Origin of the sequence: Treponema peruense, assembly GCF_016117655.1 — a bacterium.
GTDB classification, from domain to species: Bacteria; Spirochaetota; Spirochaetia; order Treponematales; family Treponemataceae; genus Treponema_D; species Treponema_D peruense.
In genome coordinates, this window is sequence record NZ_CP064936.1 from 1,917,995 (window position 1) to 1,933,829 (window position 15,835).

Sequence of the window (15,835 nt, forward strand, 5' to 3'; positions counted from 1 at the left end):
TATTCGACCCTGTTGTAAATGTTCCGTTGCTTTTTAAGCTGACCCATTGCACATAGTTTTGAAAAAACATTTATAGGAAGAAAAGATCATGAAACTCACTTGCGGAATTGTAGGACTTCCAAACGTTGGAAAGTCAACTATCTTCAGCGCACTTACAAAAGCTCCGGCTTCTGCAGAAAACTATCCGTTCTGTACCATTGACCCCAACATGGGTGTCGTAGACCTTCCCGATGAGCGTCTGGACTTCATGGCAAGCGTTTTTCAGCCAAAGAAGAAAATTCCTGCAAGCGTAGACTTTGTTGATATTGCCGGTCTTATTAAAGGTGCAAGCAAGGGTGAAGGTCTCGGAAACCAGTTTCTTGCAAACATCCGCGAAACTACTGTTATTGCCCATGTAGTAAGATGTTTTGACGACCCCGATATTCAGCACGTACGCGAAGATGCAAAAACAGACGCACCTATTGATCCCGAAAGTGATATTCTTACAATAGATTTTGAACTTGCCCAGGCAGATCTTGATACAATTACAAAGCGCCAGGAAAAAATTACAAAACAGATCCGCGCTCTTGGAAAAGAAGAAGAAAAAAGACTTGCACCTTATACAAGCGCAGTTGCAAAAATAAAGCCTCTTCTTATGGACGGAAAATGCGCAAGAATGGCCGACCTGAGCGACGAAGAAAAGGCAGCTGTTTACGATCTGCATCTTCTTACAATTAAACCGCAGCTTTTTGTCTGCAACATTGACGAAGACACAATTGCTTCGGGAACAAACAAATATGTAGAAACCGTAAAGAAAATTGCAGATGAGCAGAAGTCAGAAGTAATTGTTATCTGCGGAAAATTCGAAGCAGACCTTTCTGAAATCACCGATGAAAATGACCGCAAGGAATTTATGGATGCCGTAGGACTCAAAGAAAGCGGACTTACAGTTCTTGCACGCCACGTATACCACCTTATGGGACTCAGAACATTCTTTACAGGCGGAGCAGATGAATGCAGGGCATGGACAATCCACGCAGGAGACAAAGCACCTCAGGCAGCAGGTGTAATTCACACTGACTTTGAAAAAGGATTCATCAAGGCAGAAGCATACACTGTAGATGATCTTCGAAAATACGGTTCTGAAGCAAAAATAAAGGAAGCCGGAAAATACAGACAGGAAGGAAAAGAATACGTTGTTCAGGACGGCGACGTACTTTTCTTTAAGTTCAACGTATAATGCAGGACTGAACGGGCAAAGATGAACAGGGCTGAACTTCACGAATCTATAGAAAGAAACATTAAGTTCTCATTTGCCCGTAGCGGTGGAAAAGGCGGACAGAACGTAAACAAAGTAAATACAAAAGTTCACGCCGTAATGCCGTTCTGCAGGATAAAAGGTCTTTCACAAGAAGAACTTTCTGCCGCACGCCGCAAACTGGATGCCGTCATTAATTCAGAAGATGAAATATGCATAAATGTTGATGACGAGCGTTACCAGGATGTAAACAGAAAAATTGCAGCAGAGCGTATTGAAAGCAGGATTATTCAGGCTGCACACATTGCCGTTGCACGCAAAAAGACAAAGCCCACGAAGGCTTCAAAAGAAAAGCGCCTTAACCAGAAAAAACTGCGTTCCGAGCTTAAAAACTCCAGGCGCAGAATTATTTTCTGACAGGCGCCCTTTACCGGAGTTCAGGAAAGCACAGCCTTTGCAAGCTGATCTGCACATGAAGTATTTTTGAAACCGCATTTGTTTCCTGAAAGTTTTTCTGCAATTTCTGCGGCAGTCATTCCTTCACAAAGAATTCCGATTGCCTTGAGGTTGCCGTTGCATCCGCCGTCAAAGCGGATATTTCTGATTTTGTCCCCGTCTCGAGTAAAATGAATTGCTGAAGAGCAGACACCGTTTGTTTTGTAAGTAATTTCTTCCATAGTTCAATTAAAATAAGCATATTCCGCAAAACTGTCAATTGCCGGCTGTTCAGAACTGTCTGTTGCACTCCTGTGCTGTTTCCTTTCTTCTATCTTCTTTACTAATACTGAAGTTAATGTTATAGTAGTAAAGTATTTCGCACGGAACCGACACTGCGGTATTTTCCGGACTCAGGTTCATGCAGGAGGAACAAAAATGGCATTTGGTCTTAATTTGTACCCCATAACCTATATCGCCCGCTACAATCCGGACACAAAGGCTTGGGATGAAGAATGGTTGGAAGCAGATCACGTTACTTTCGACGAGCTTATGGCAATGAATGAAGACGAGCGCAAGAAAATTCTTGACAACCGCAATCAGATGGGAATTCCCACAGTCACATACACAAGCCAGTACGCATACGGATGTTTTGAAGGAATGAAAGGATTTCCTACAAAAGACGGCGGTGTTGCTATATTCCGCCCAGATCAGAATGCTGCAAGATTTGCAAACAGCATGCGCGGACTTTACTGCCCGGCTTTCCCGGAAGAGCAGTTTGTAAAAGCTTCTGTAGAATTTGTAAGACGCAATGCGGAACTTGGTTATGTTCCAAAGTACAATCCTGACTGGGAAAAAACAGACTATGCTGATGCAGAATCAATTTATATGCGCCCGTTCATGAACAGTGAAGGAGCCATCGGAGTCGGATGCTCAAAAGCACCTTACGTTGTAATCTGCGCAACTACAGTTTCTGCCTACTTCAAGAAAGGTCTTGACGGCGCTGTTATTACAGACAGAGTACGTGCTACACCGCGCGGAACAGGATACATCAAGTGTGCTTCAAACTACGTAATTTCTGCAATTGCAAAAAAGGAAGCAGAAGAAAGAGGATTCGTTGAATGCGTGTACCTCGATGCAGTTGAGCACAAATATTTCCAGGAAGGTTCAAGCTGCAACATCTTCTTTGTTCTTAAAGACGGAACACTGGTTACACCTGAACTGGGAGACACAATTCTCCCGGGAATTACACGCAAGTCAGTTATTGCACTCGCAAAGGAATGCGGCATAAAAGTCGAAGAGCGCAAGGTAAGCGTCAAAGAAGTCCAGAAGAAAGCTGTTGAATGCTTCGTAACAGGAACAGCTGCCGGAATAAGCCCGATGTCTTCACTTACCGATCTTAACGGAAAGAAAGTTGTATTCGGTGACGGAACGGAAGGACCTATAGCAAAAAAACTGCAGCACCTTCTTAAGGGCCGCCAGTACGGACTTCTTGAAGACCCGAACAAGTGGGATACAGTTGTTGTTCCCGGAAACAAATAATTTTTAATTGATTAAGTCCTGTTTGCCTTTGCAAGCGGGACTTTTTTTTAGGAAAAAATGCAGAAACCTGAATAAGGAAATCAATATGGAAAAAATATTTACAAAAGAGGCTCCACAGGCAATAGGCCCTTATTCACAGGGAATTGCAGCAGCCGGAACAGTTTACACTTCGGGTCAGATTGCAATTGATCCTTCTACAGGAAAAATGGTTGACGGCGGAATAGAAGAGCAGACAGAACGCGTTTGCAAAAATCTTATGGCAATTCTTGATGCAGCTGGAGTGTCCGCAGAAGACACTGTAAAGACGACCTGTTTTATTACCGACATGAGGGACTTTCCAAAGGTAAATGCAATTTACGAAAAATACTTTACAGGAAAACCTGCGCGCTCTTGTGTTCAGGTTGCAGCACTACCAAAGTCGGCTCTTGTAGAAATAGAGGCAATTGCCCAAAAGCGGCTCTAGTGATATTCTATAGAAGATTTTTTTACAGCGAGGAAAAATATGGACTTTGTAAAGGAACTTGAATCCAAGGCTGCGAAAGCAGGAAAAAAAATCGTTCTCTGTGAGGGCGAAGACAAACGTGTCGTAGAAGCGGCAGCAAAAATCGTTAAAGAAGGAATTGCAAAAATTGTTCTTGTCGGAAACGAAGCTGAGTGCAAAAAAGTTGCACCGGATGTTGACCTTTCAGAAATTGAACTTGTAGATCCCGAAACTTCGCCAAAAACCGCAGAATATGCAAAAATACTCTACGAATGCAGAAAAGCAAAGGGCATGACAGAAGAAGAAGCCGCAAAACAGGCAAAAGACCGCACAATGTTCGGTGCACTTATGCTTAAGGCTGGGGATGTAGACGGATACGTTTCAGGAGCATGTCATTCTACGGCAAATACACTCCGCCCGGGACTTCAGGTTATCAAAACTGCACCGGGAATTTCTACGGTTTCATCAAGTTTTATTATGGTTGCACCGGAAGGCGGAAACAAATATATTCCCGAAGGTGTTGCTCTCTTTGGAGACTGCGCAATCAATATTGAACCTTCTTCTGAACAGCTTGCAGACATTGCAGTTGCCACAGCAGAAACAGCAAAGAAAATTGCAGGTGTTGAACCGCGCGTAGCAATGCTTTCTTTCTCTACAAAAGGAAGCGGAAACGATGATAAGTTCCTTAAGTCAGTACCCAAAGTACAGGAAGCCGTAAAACTCGCAGCAGAAAAGGCACCTTCCCTCGCCCTGGACGGAGAATTCCAGTTTGACGCAGCAATCGCACCAGAAGTCGGCAAACTCAAGGCTCCCGGCTCTAAAGTTGCAGGACATGCAAATGTTTTTATTTTCCCGAACATAAATGCCGGAAACATAGGATACAAAATTGCACAGCGCATGGGCGGATGGATGGCAATTGGTCCTGTCTGCCAGGGATTTGCAAAGCCTCTTAACGATCTTTCACGCGGATGCAATGTTGATGACATTGTAGCAACCGTTGCCGTAACAGCACTTCAGGCTTAATAAAATGGGACGGTCTTCTTTTAGAAAACCGTCCCATTTTTTTTACAATAAGCAACGCCATGAATAAAAAACTCGAACTTCAGTTTGATGCAATTTCTGCAACAGCAAATACACTTTCGAATCTTCAGGCATAAGTTTTTGAATCTGCAAGTGTACGGAGAATTTTTTTCATAACTGCAAAACTTTCAGAAGTAAGCGACTCTTTGCAGTCATTTTGAGTATGAAAAAGCCGCCAAGTATAAGGAAGATAATCTTCAAGTCCTGCATTCCCCGGTGAATTCATTACAAGTCGTTCAAGTTCTGGCTTGGCAAATAATGTCTGGGCATAAACAGAAGCCTCCTGAGCCGGAAGCATTGTTACGGCAACAGCGGGAATTCCCTGAGCCAAAAAAGAAGCATTGTCACTGTAAGGAACGGGAAGACTCATCCACCGGCCGGGACAGGTTTTTCTAAGAATATCCTGTGTGCGCGAAAATAAATTGTAAAACTGTCTGTTGAGTTTTGGAGAAACAGAAGGAAATGCTGTTTTTGCCAGAACAGGAATATTGCCACGGCCGCAGGCGTCAAATACATAAACATCATCATTTGACAAGCCAATACGTCTGAATGCAGATGCTATTGAATAAGCACCCTGATCTACAACACCGGATTTTTCTCCGGACTCTTCTCCGTCTGTAAAAATGATTCTTACGTTATGGAATCCAATGTATTTTGAAAGACTGACAGCCCACTGCATTAACTGAAAGCAGGCTGCACTGTTGTCGTTTGCCCCGGGACCTTCCCCCGCCCTGTCATGATGCGCAATAACAGTTTTTATTCTGTACTGTGGATTATATGCAGCCGGAGCGAACTGCACAAGAACATGGCTTTTACCGCCTATCACAATCTTATCAGAAGAAACGCGCTGCTTTAAAAGCCATGACTGAATAAAATCAGCACGATTCCCCTTTAGTTCAAGATATTCGCTAAAATCTTTTGGAAGAAAGTCCATTTGAAAATGAACTAGTAGCGGTTTCCGTCAAAGTCACGGTCGCGGTCAAAATTTCTGCGTGGTCCGCGGTTAAAACTGCGGCGCGGACGGTCACCCTGAGGTCTTTCCTCTGCGAAGTTGACACGAACACGGCGTCCGTCAAGTTCCTTTCCGTTGAGTTCTTCAATGGCGCGGTCAGCGGCAGCGTCATCAGCAAGCTCTACAAAACCAAAACCCTTTGACTGAGCTGTATCACGGTCTTTGATGATTACGGCAGAAAGAACTTCTCCGTACTGTTCGAAAGTTGATTTGAGGGAATCATCCGTTGTAGCATAATTAAGATTGCCAATGTAAATCTTTTTTGCCATAAAAAATCCTTGCCTTACTGAGGGCGTTTCAAATTTGCTGATGCCAGCTGCAACTTTTTCTCAATAAGGGCAAAAATAGCACTTTTTGAAAATTCAAGCTTAATTTTAAAATACACCAATAATGTTCACGTGTCAAGTTAAAGACGGGTGTTCAGCAAACCACTTTTGCCAGGATATTTCAAAATCAGAAAGATATTTTTTTATTTCTTTTTGTTCTGCAAAGGAAGAAGTAAATGAATTTTCAATAAGAACTTTTATATCATCAAGCTTAAACCTGAGTTTGTAATAAATATTCCAGTATTCTTCAATAAGTGAAACCTTAAAAAAAGCAGGGTCATCTGTATTTATTGTAACAACAGCTCCTCTGTCATAAAGCTCCCTTACAGGATGTTTTCTTAGATCAGTAACCAATTGCCTTGTAAAAACGTTGCTGGTCGGGCATATCTCCATGGGAATACGGCGTTCAACTATTTTTTTCATAAGCGCATCATCTTTGCAGGAACTTATTCCGTGTCCGATACGTTCGGCACCAAGTTTTTCTATAGCATCATCCACAGAAGAACTTCCGCAGACTTCACCGGCGTGTGCAACTACATGAAGCCCGTTTTTGCGTGCTTTTTCAAACACAGAAATAAATTCCTGTGCAGGGCCCTTTGCCTCGTTACCACCAAGCCCTATTCCTATTATATAAGGTGACTTTTCCTTCAGAACAAGATCAAGATTGTGCATGGCATTTTCCAAACCAAAGGAACGGCTTACATCTATAATAAGCCTTACAGTTCTTTTTCGTTCCTTCTGAATTTTTTCTATGCTTTTTGAAACAAGACCAATCATTTGCGAAAAATCCCAGCCTTTTTTTAAATGCGATGTCGGGCTAAAAAACGTTTCGCAATAAACTATATTATTGTCTTCAAGATAGTCAGCAAAATCTTCAAACAAAAATTTCAAGTCATTTATGTCTGTAAAATAAGACTGGATTTTTATGAAAGAGTCCAGAAATCCCGAAAGATCCTTGTATTTGAATAAAGAAGAAAGTTCCCCTGAAGAAATGGATTTTCCAAAACTCCGTTCGTATACTTTTTTTATCGTATTAAGGCTCAGAACGGCCTCCTCATGCACATGAAGTTCAGCTTTTGGGATACTATGCATAAGGTTGAAAAATTCATCCTTCTTCATAACAGATAATATAACACACTTTCATAAAAAAATCACGCAGATTAAGCCTTATCGCTTTTTTATTTTTACAGAAACAGGAATTTTTATCACACGGTTCTGCCAGTCGGTAATTGTCACAAGCCCCCTGCCCGAAACACCGCAGGAACGTACGTAAATACCGGCGGTACCTCCTTTCAAAGATACGGCGCGCGGTCCTATAAGTTCAACTGCTCCCGAAGCTTCTGCAATAACGGCTTCCTGGCAGTAAGTCTGAAGGTTTGAGTTTTCGTCCAGGACACAAAGACGGATTTCTGTAACATCGTATGTTTCTTCTTCAGTCAGAACATTCCTGATGATTTTTGCGCTTACCGAAAATTCCGTTCCGGGAGCCTTTAATATAGAAGAAACAAGTTTGCCTTCCCTGTATGCTTCAAAGCGGAATACACTTCCGGCCTTTCCCCAGCCGCCTGCATACTTTGAAACAAGTTTTTTTATCTTTTCACGGTCCAAAACCCTGAGTAAAAAAAGTTTTACAAGCAGCAGCCTGTCTTTTACAGAAAGATTTTTTTCACCAAAGCGCATGACTGCATTCAGCACGGATTTGACGGAAGCAGCATATTTTTCGCTTATACCGTCTTCGTCAATAATGCGGCGGCCTATTCTGTCTTCAAAAAGAATGGGACCGTGGGGAAGATATTTGTAAGGGCTGTCTTCGCGCGTGTATTCGGCAACAAATGAAGTTCCAGAATAAACTTTTACCGAATCTGCGTTTGTAAAAATCCATATTCCGTTAAGTTCGCCTGCAGGAAAATCACCTATGCTCATTGAAGACGACACTTCGAGTACATCGCCCGTTACATCTGCATCTGCCTGGCTTTTATATACTGCCGCCGCGGTTTTGGGGTTGCGGAACATATCCATAACTCCGTGGTAGCAGATTCTGTCTCCGCTGCCGAATTCTTTGTGTGTATTGTAATCAAAGGCACACCATCCGCTTGAACCTGCTATAAGCGGATCTTTTGCGGCGCTGTCCAGTACATTTGCGTGGCGGACTGCATGTTCTGTTCTGTGAGGTTCATCATCAAACGCTTTTGTCGGGAACATATGGCCGTTGTATTCTGTAATCATGTAGCCTTTTTCGGTATCTGTAACATCCTGTTTGCGTGCAGTCCCGGCATTTTTTCCTGTATGTATAAAGTCATTGTAAGTGTACACATCTTCAAGAAGACGGCTGTTTCTTATACAGCGTACACCTCCTGTTGGCCGCGAAGGATCCAGTTTTTTTGCAAGGGCATTCGTGCGCTCATAAAATTCATCATCATCTGCACTTTCATTAATGCGTACACCCCAAATAAAAACGGACGGATGGTTTCTGTCACGGACAATCATGTCGCGTACATTGTCAAGCGCAGCAGACTTCCAGTTCCTGTCACCGATGTACTGCCAGCCCGGTATTTCTGTAAAAACAAGAAGCCCTATTTCATCGCAGCGGTCCAGAAAATGGCGGCTCTGCGGATAATGTGATGTGCGCACGTAATTGAGTCCCAGTTCAAACTTAAGGATATCTGCGTCATCATACTGCATGTTTTTTGGCATTGCATAACCGACGTACGGGTAAGACTGGTGCCTGTTCAGTCCGCGGAGCTTCACTTTTATTCCGTTAAGATAAAAACCGGTTGAATCAAAGCGGATGTCCCTGAAACCGAATCTAACGCAATGTGTATCAGAAACTTTTCCCTTTTCATCAAGAAGTTCTGTAACAAGATTGTAAAGGGCCGGATTTTTAAGACTCCAGGCAACGACAGGAGCGGCATCTGCGGCAGTAAGGGTCTTTTTTCCGCGGATTCCGGTAACAATCTGCGCACTGGGTTCAACGTCTGCACCGGTTGAATTTTCAACACGCTGTCTTAAAGAATATCCTTCAGGAATACAGTCAGTGTTCAGTTCAATTTCTGTTTCAAAATGATTTGAAGAAGTCCGCACAAAAACATCCTGAATGTAAACAGGATTGCGTACATCCACATAAACTTCACGGTAAATTCCGCCGTAAGTCATGTAATCAATCAGGTTTCCGAAGGGCGGAATATTCAGTGTTTCCCTGCTGTCGAGCTTAACGGCCAGAACATTTTTTTTGCCTGCCGCAAGCAGAAAATCGGTTATATCCAAAGAAAAGGGCGTGTATCCGCAGTCATGTCGTCCTGCAAACTTGCCGTTGACAAAAACTTCACTGGAATGTGCGGCACCTTCAAAAGTAAGAATTATTTTCTTTGACTTCCAGCTGGTTTCGGTGTTGAAAAATTTTCTGTAAACACAAAGTTTCTGGTAAACGCACTCATCAAAACTGTTAAAAGGAGTCTGTGCAACAGTATGGGGAATTCTTACTTCGCTGAATTTTCCCGTACACTTGGGCAAAAGCATACTTTCGTTGAAAGTATCCGAAAAAAGCCATCCGTCATTAAAAAAAATCCTGTTTTTCATTCACCAATTCTATGATAAAATTCACATAAACGCAATAGAACAGGGAGTTTCCAAAAATTTCAATTTGTAGAGATGCGCAATAGTAAATATCGGACATAAAAACGGAATTCAACTTGAAACTTTAATACAAATTAACTACTATTGATAAAATGTCCGTCGGGATTTCGCCGGTCGTTTATCTAAAGTTCGCAATGCGAATCATACTTATGGAGAATCTATGTCAACACCTTTGGAAAACTATGTTGCACTCTGCAACGGAAAACTCAATCCGGCAATGACAGCTTATGTTGCAAACCTTCAGCAGGTTGCACAGGTAGCACCGGAGATTGCCGCCGATGTAGTAAAGGAACTTGCAACCCAGCGCAGGCATCTTAAGCTTGTTGCAAGCGAAAACTACTGTTCACTCAACGTTCAGTCAGCAATGGGAAATCTTCTTACGGACAAGTATGCAGAAGGATTCCCCGAACACCGTTACTACGGCGGATGTGAAAACATTGACGCTGTTGAAATGACTGCAGCAGATGAAGCACAGAAGCTTTTCGGAGCAGACTATGCCTATGTTCAGCCCCACGCAGGTTGTGACGCAAACCTTGTTGCTTACTGGGCAATTCTTTCAAAAAAGGTAGAAACACCCACACTTGAAGAACTTGGTGTAAAATCACTCGCAGATCTCAGCGCAGAACAGTTTGACATGCTCAGAAAGCGCTTTGGCAACCAGAAGCTTATGGGTCTTGACTATTCATGTGGCGGTCACCTTACACACGGCTACAAAATGAATGTAAGCGCAAGAATGTTTGAAAGCCATCCTTACGGCGTTGACGAAAAAACGGGTCTTCTTGACTACGATGCAATAGAAAAGCAGGCAATGGAAGTGAAGCCGCTCATCCTTCTTACAGGATTTTCTGCCTACCCCAGAAGAATTGACTTCAAGAGATTCCGCGCAATAGCAGACAAATGCGGTGCTGTCCTCATGGTAGACATGGCACACTTTGCAGGTCTTGTAGCAGGAAAAGTTCTTACAGGAGATTTTGATCCGGTAAAATGGGCAGATGTTGTTACAACTACAACACACAAAACTTTGCGCGGACCGCGTGGAGCAATGATTCTGTGCAAGGAAGAATTCAAAGACTACGTAAACAAGGGCTGCCCTATGGTACTCGGAGGACCGCTCGGACACGTAATGGCAGCAAAGGCAGTTGCATTCAAGGAAGCACGTACTCCGGCATTCCAGCAGTATGCGCAGAACATCGTAAAGAATGCACAGGCTCTTGCGGCATCATGCATTGAAAAGGGAATGAGACTTCAGACAGGCGGAACAGACAACCACCTTATGCTCATTGATGTTACAACTTACGGACTTACAGGAAAACAGGCCGAAGCAGCCCTCTTCAAGTGCGGTGTAACAGCCAATGCAAACGCCCTTCCCTACGACAAAAACGGTGCATGGTGGACCAGCGGAATAAGAATCGGAACACCGGGGCTTACAACTCTTGGCATGGATGAAAATGACATGAAAGAAGTTGCAGGAATCATCGACACTGTTCTTAAGGGAACAAAGCCAGGCCTTACAAAAGAAGGCAAACCTGCAAAGGGAAAAATCGTTCTTGACCCGGCAGTAGAAGAAGAAGCAACAGGCAGAGTACAAAAACTTCTGTCAAAGCATGTTCTCTACCCCGAACTTGACCTCGACTTCCTTAAAAAAGAATTTGTAAAATAAAATTGCATCTCTAGAAATCCAGTAAACTGGATTTCTAGAGATTGCCGTCGAGTTCTAAGTCGCTATAATATAGCCCCTTAGAACATCGCATTTTCAAAGCGTAAGACAGTTTCCGAAAAAGCCAGAAGCAGAAACGCTCTCCCCGTTTTCTGCAAGATGCCTTACATCCCCCAGTTGCTGTACGCGGAACACTACTTCACCAGGAACACGCTCTTCGGCTCCCAGAACAGTAACAGAAGACGGTGCTACAAAAAATCCCTGCCACAACTGCACGGGACTTATTCCGGTAAGATGTGAAATAATTGCAAACATAACGCCAAGATGGCACACAAACAGAAGGTTTGTTCCGTCAAGTTCCTGCTGGCTTGCAAGAAGATGCGTGTCATTTTTTGCCTGTTCATCAGTAAGATGCGGAAAGCAGTTGTAAACGGGCATATTGTCTGCAAAGCGGCTGTAATCGTATGACTCAAGAATTGAATCTATTCCGTCACAGACAGTTTTGTAATGGGAGCGTATGTTTCCGGTGCGCATTGTTTTTGTACTCCACCACGAAGAAACATCGGCATATTTTTTTTCTGCAAAATATTCACGCGGCATCCAGTCCCAGGCAATGCGTCTCTTTCCTGTCTTAAGATCCTTCAGGTCATAATTGAATTCCCTGAGCCAAGGAAGAGTCTCTGAAGGAACATGCAGTTTTTCAAGAACTGCAGCGGCTGTTTTCTGCGCGCGGCCCATCGGCGAAACAAAACATTCATTCACTTTCCATGAAGCGGCGCGTTCTGCAAGAAGGGAAATTTCGCGGCTGCCCTTTTCACTTACCGAATCATTTGCATAATCGGGATCCCCGTGTCTGATAAAAATAAGATGCATGGTACCTCCTGTATAAGAATTCGATTTTATACAACTTACTCACGGCTGATAAATTACATTTGACCTGCCGCGAGTAAGGTTTTTTATTCTGAGCGCAAAATCATCAGACTCTGCCAACCATATTTCGCCGGTTACATCAACCATTGCTCCGTAATTTTCAGAAATGCTTCCAAGATGGAACAGTGAAAACATGCGCTTTATTTCATCAAACGAAGAATAGTCAGCGCGGAATGCAAACTTTCTCTTTTCTACAAACGGTTCGCTTTTGCATAAAGAAAGCACCTGCTTTGCGCAGTCCCCGTAAGCATGAACAAGACCGCCGGTTCCCAAAAGTGTCCCGCCAAAATAACGCGTTACGGTAAGAAGAATATTTGTAATTCCGCTGCCCTTAAGAACATCAAGCACAGGACGCCCTGCAGTTCCAGAAGGCTCGCCGTCATCACTCATTCCGCTTACTTCTGCGTTATGCCCTGTAATAAAAGCATGCACAACATGTGTCGCGTCAAAATACTTTTGCTTTGCATCATGAAGAAGACTGCGCGCCTGAGCCTGGGTTTCTACAGGAAAACATTCCGCAATGAAACGTGAATTTTTTATTGTAAGTTCAGTGCGACAGTATTCAAGCAGAACATTCATTGTGCAGTGTCACCAGGAAGAAGATTCTGTTGTTTAAGGTTCTGTTTCTGCGGAATAAACCCGTTAATGCTCAGAAGTGAATAATAATAAACAGGAAGAGCAAAATAAATTTTCATCAGAACAGTATACTGCTGAACGAACAGATAAAAATTCATCAATGCCATAATTACAGGAACAGCTTTAAAAACTTTCTGCAGAACAAAAAATGTAAGTGCATAAATTACAGCAATAATTGCAAGATTCTTTAAATTTACAAAAATTATGTATCCTGCAAAATGAAAATAGTTTCGTATCATAAGAGAAAAACTTTTTTTGAATGCTGCAGAAACTGTAACAGAAGAATCTTCGCGTATAATATTCCATGCAAACAGAAAAGGAATTTCAAGGACAATCAGAATAAAAATAAAAATAACACTTCCTATACCGGCAAGCTTAAAAAGAGAGTCCGTCTTTCCTGCAGAAATATCTTCCATAACTGATGCAATCAAACTTGAATTAAGGAATGCAATAAGTGCAAGAATTCCCGCAGCAACAAGATAAATGAGTGCATGCAAAGCAGCGCCCTGCCAAACACGGCCCGTCTTTTCAAAAAAACCGCAGAACAAATCGGCCAGCCCTGCTTTTTTATTCAGAACAAGTTCGGTAACATAAGAAATAAGTCCGAATGTAAGTACGCCTACAAAACACTGCGCCACAAAAAGAAGCGCCGCCAGAAGTACTGTTCCGCCAATACCCGGCGCCCCGGAATTGTCAGGAAAAAAAACAGACGAGGCAGGTCCGGACAAAAGCACAACTTCAAGACTCAAAAAAACAATCTGAAGAATTTCAAAAAGAAAAACTGCAAAAAAACCTTTGCCGAAATTCCTTGCAAGATTTTCTTTCAAAACACCATACATGCGCCTGTATTCAGGCTTTTTTAATTTTTCTGCCATAGACTAAAAAAGTGTTCCCTGTCCATTATTGTCAGACGGCTCTACAGAAACAGATTCAACCTCGCGGGATTCCAATCTGACACCGTTTGCCTTAAGTCCTTTTTCTTCATAAGACGACGCTTTGTATTCCTGCTCTGAAATTTTAATGCGCGGCTTTTTGACAAAACGCATTGTAAACTTGAATTTATCGCGCGAGTCAACATGAAGTACTTCCATTCCGTCGGGTACAAAACTGTAATCCCTGTTCATAATCCAGCCGGCGATTCTGCATCTTTTTATAAAACAGAATTTTGTTTTGGGGTCGCGGTAAATTATTGTAAACAGAATTTTTCCTATAACATCCTTGTCTGCATAATTACAGAACCACATACCTGTGTCTACAAAAAGCTTGTCAGGAACATCACAGACACTCCAGATTCCTGATTTGCGTACAATAAGAATTCTGTCATAGGGTGTAACTTTAATAAGTTCTTTTCCTGCAGAAACAGAAGTTCCCAGATAGCCCTTGTCATCGTATCTTAACGGAATGTCGCGTTTTACAATTTCCTTTGCATTTACGGCGCTGAACGAAGTGATTGTCGTCTGGCGCTCCATAAGCTTCGGGTCAACGGCACGCGGATCTTTTTTTGGATCAAGAGCAGTATAATTTTTCATTTCTTCAAGAACCGAGTCAAGATATTCAACAGCACAGTCAGTAAGATGCTTGAGTCTTCTTGCAATTTCCTTAAGTCGTGCATTTATAGCCGCAACCTGATCCTTGTTTTTGTTAATATCAAAAAGTGAAATGCGGCGGATTGGAATTTTCAGAAGGCGGTCAACATCGTCATCGCTTACATCGTGCACCAGCTCGTTCTTGAACGGAACAAATCCTTCCTTGACAGCGCGGTTAACCGATTCCGCAGTTTTCATCATTTCTATTTTTTTATAGATGCGCTCTTCAATAAAAATGCGCTCCAGAGTTCTTGCATGAAGTTCCTCTGTTAATGATGCACGCTCAAATTCAAGTTCGTCTTTTATGATTGCCGTAAGTTTTTTTGCGTAATATTTAATTACTTCGGTGGCCGTCATTGCAACAGGCATGTTGTCTTTGATTACAAGCATCTGGCACGAAATGGACTTTTCGCAGGCAGTGTAAGCATAAAGGGCTTTTTCTACATCCTTTGCATAAACACCGCGCGGAAGTTTTATTTCGATATTACAGTGATCGGTTGTAAAATCTTCTACGGAACTGATTTTTATTTTTCCTGCCTTGTATGCAGAATCAATTGAGTCAAGAAGATCTTTTGAAGTTGTATCTACAGGAAGTTCGGTAATGACAATGCGCTTTTCATCACTCATGTCAAACTTTGCACGCGTGATAATTTTTCCGTTGCCGTCATTGTAGTTTGAAACATCAATAAGACCGCCCGTCGGAACATCAGGGAATATTTCAAAATCTTCGCCCCGGAGAGCTTTTATTTCTGCATCTATAACTTCCTTAAAATTATACGGAAGAATTTTTGTAGACATTCCGACTGCAATTCCTTCAGCACCGCCTACAAGCACGACAGGAATTTTTGCCCTAAAAACGACGGGCTCTTTATTGCGGCCGTCATAGCTTGGAATATATTCCGTTATGTCTGGATTGTACAGAAATTTCTTTGCAATCGGGTGAACACAACATTCAATATAACGTGTTGCAGAAGCTTCATCTCCGGTGTACATATTTCCGAAGTTTCCCTGGCGCGCAATAAAAATTCCCTTGTTTGCAAGAACTACAAGTGCGCCTCCGATAGAAGCATCGCCGTGCGGGTGGAATTTCATGCAGTCACCGACAACGCTTGCAACTTTGTGCATTCTTCCGTCGTCGATGGTAAAAAGAGTGTGCATTATTCTACGCTGAACAGGCTTGAGTCCGTCTTCAAGATCAGGAATAGCCCTGTCCCTGATTACGTAGCTTGCATATTCAATAAAATTCTTGTCAAAAAGATTCTTTACAAAAGCCATTTATC

General features: G+C 42.6%; 15 protein-coding genes. 6 read left to right on the top strand and 9 right to left on the bottom strand.

Features of this window, described 5'->3' with window-relative positions; all coding sequences use genetic code 11:
* The first annotated feature begins 88 nt into the window (after nucleotides 1–88).
* Together ychF and arfB are read left to right on the top strand one after the other, a co-directional pair.
* On the top strand, nucleotides 89–1,219 hold the full coding sequence (gene ychF, locus IWA51_RS08830; protein ID WP_177527562.1) for a redox-regulated ATPase YchF: 1,131 nt from the start codon (nucleotides 89–91) through the stop codon (nucleotides 1,217–1,219).
* A 21-nt stretch (nucleotides 1,220–1,240) separates the two neighbouring features.
* Nucleotides 1,241–1,654, top strand: coding sequence for an alternative ribosome rescue aminoacyl-tRNA hydrolase ArfB (gene arfB / locus IWA51_RS08835; RefSeq protein WP_177527563.1), 414 nt, complete (start codon nucleotides 1,241–1,243; stop codon nucleotides 1,652–1,654).
* 20 nt (nucleotides 1,655–1,674) lie between these two features.
* On the opposite strand, the gene IWA51_RS08840 is transcribed toward arfB, so the two are convergent.
* Nucleotides 1,675–1,914 (bottom strand): TIGR03905 family TSCPD domain-containing protein, encoded by a 240-nt coding sequence (locus IWA51_RS08840; RefSeq protein WP_177527564.1) that lies wholly within the window; start codon nucleotides 1,912–1,914, stop codon nucleotides 1,675–1,677.
* 196 nt (nucleotides 1,915–2,110) lie between these two features.
* Here IWA51_RS08840 and IWA51_RS08845 point away from each other — a divergent pair, with 196 nt between their 5' ends.
* The 3 genes from IWA51_RS08845 (at nucleotide 2,111) to pta (ending at nucleotide 4,718) form a co-directional block, all read left to right on the top strand.
* Complete coding sequence (locus tag IWA51_RS08845) at nucleotides 2,111–3,214, top strand: aminotransferase class IV (protein WP_177527565.1); 1,104 nt, start codon at nucleotides 2,111–2,113, stop codon at nucleotides 3,212–3,214.
* Nucleotides 3,215–3,299: 85 nt separating this feature from the next.
* Entirely contained in the window at nucleotides 3,300–3,677 is a 378-nt protein-coding gene (locus IWA51_RS08850) for a RidA family protein (RefSeq protein ID WP_177527566.1), read from the top strand.
* A 39-nt stretch (nucleotides 3,678–3,716) separates the two neighbouring features.
* Nucleotides 3,717–4,718: a phosphate acetyltransferase gene (gene pta / locus IWA51_RS08855; RefSeq protein ID WP_198442138.1), complete on the top strand. Its 1,002-nt coding sequence runs from the start codon at nucleotides 3,717–3,719 to the stop codon at nucleotides 4,716–4,718.
* Nucleotides 4,719–4,842: 124 nt separating this feature from the next.
* Here pta and IWA51_RS08860 read toward each other — a convergent pair whose 3' ends face one another.
* From IWA51_RS08860 to IWA51_RS08875, 4 genes are all read right to left on the bottom strand, one after another.
* Nucleotides 4,843–5,709 carry a M28 family peptidase gene (locus tag IWA51_RS08860; RefSeq protein ID WP_177527568.1) on the bottom strand — a complete coding sequence of 289 codons (867 nt, stop codon included), beginning with the start codon at nucleotides 5,707–5,709 and terminating at the stop codon, nucleotides 4,843–4,845.
* 11 nt (nucleotides 5,710–5,720) lie between these two features.
* Nucleotides 5,721–6,056: an RNA-binding regulator gene (locus IWA51_RS08865; RefSeq protein ID WP_177527569.1), complete on the bottom strand. Its 336-nt coding sequence runs from the start codon at nucleotides 6,054–6,056 to the stop codon at nucleotides 5,721–5,723.
* A gap of 132 nt (nucleotides 6,057–6,188) precedes the next feature.
* Nucleotides 6,189–7,232: an adenosine deaminase gene (gene add, locus IWA51_RS08870; protein ID WP_198442139.1), complete on the bottom strand. Its 1,044-nt coding sequence runs from the start codon at nucleotides 7,230–7,232 to the stop codon at nucleotides 6,189–6,191.
* 48 nt (nucleotides 7,233–7,280) lie between these two features.
* Nucleotides 7,281–9,689, bottom strand: a complete 2,409-nt coding sequence (locus IWA51_RS08875; protein WP_198442140.1) for a glycoside hydrolase family 2 protein — start codon at nucleotides 9,687–9,689, stop codon at nucleotides 7,281–7,283.
* A 217-nt stretch (nucleotides 9,690–9,906) separates the two neighbouring features.
* Between IWA51_RS08875 and IWA51_RS08880 the strand changes: the two genes are divergently transcribed.
* Nucleotides 9,907–11,406: a glycine hydroxymethyltransferase gene (locus tag IWA51_RS08880; protein WP_177527572.1), complete on the top strand. Its 1,500-nt coding sequence runs from the start codon at nucleotides 9,907–9,909 to the stop codon at nucleotides 11,404–11,406.
* A gap of 93 nt (nucleotides 11,407–11,499) precedes the next feature.
* On the opposite strand, the gene IWA51_RS08885 is transcribed toward IWA51_RS08880, so the two are convergent.
* Genes IWA51_RS08885 through IWA51_RS08900 form a run of 4 tightly spaced genes read right to left on the bottom strand, consistent with a single transcriptional unit; the run spans nucleotide 11,500 to nucleotide 15,830 of the window.
* A complete protein-coding gene (locus tag IWA51_RS08885; protein ID WP_177527573.1) occupies nucleotides 11,500–12,276 on the bottom strand; it encodes a histidine phosphatase family protein in 777 nt (258 codons plus the stop codon).
* 39 nt (nucleotides 12,277–12,315) lie between these two features.
* The gene (locus IWA51_RS08890; RefSeq protein ID WP_198442141.1) at nucleotides 12,316–12,912 is read right to left on the bottom strand and encodes an IMPACT family protein; all 597 of its coding nucleotides are present in this window, start codon (nucleotides 12,910–12,912) and stop codon (nucleotides 12,316–12,318) included.
* Nucleotides 12,909–13,844, bottom strand: coding sequence for a hypothetical protein (locus IWA51_RS08895; protein ID WP_198442142.1), 936 nt, complete (start codon nucleotides 13,842–13,844; stop codon nucleotides 12,909–12,911). Before IWA51_RS08895 ends, IWA51_RS08890 begins: the two co-directional genes overlap by 4 nt.
* Nucleotides 13,845–13,847: 3 nt before the next feature.
* Nucleotides 13,848–15,830, bottom strand: coding sequence for a DNA topoisomerase IV subunit A (locus IWA51_RS08900; RefSeq protein ID WP_198442143.1), 1,983 nt, complete (start codon nucleotides 15,828–15,830; stop codon nucleotides 13,848–13,850).
* Between the last annotated feature and the right edge of the window lie 5 nt (nucleotides 15,831–15,835).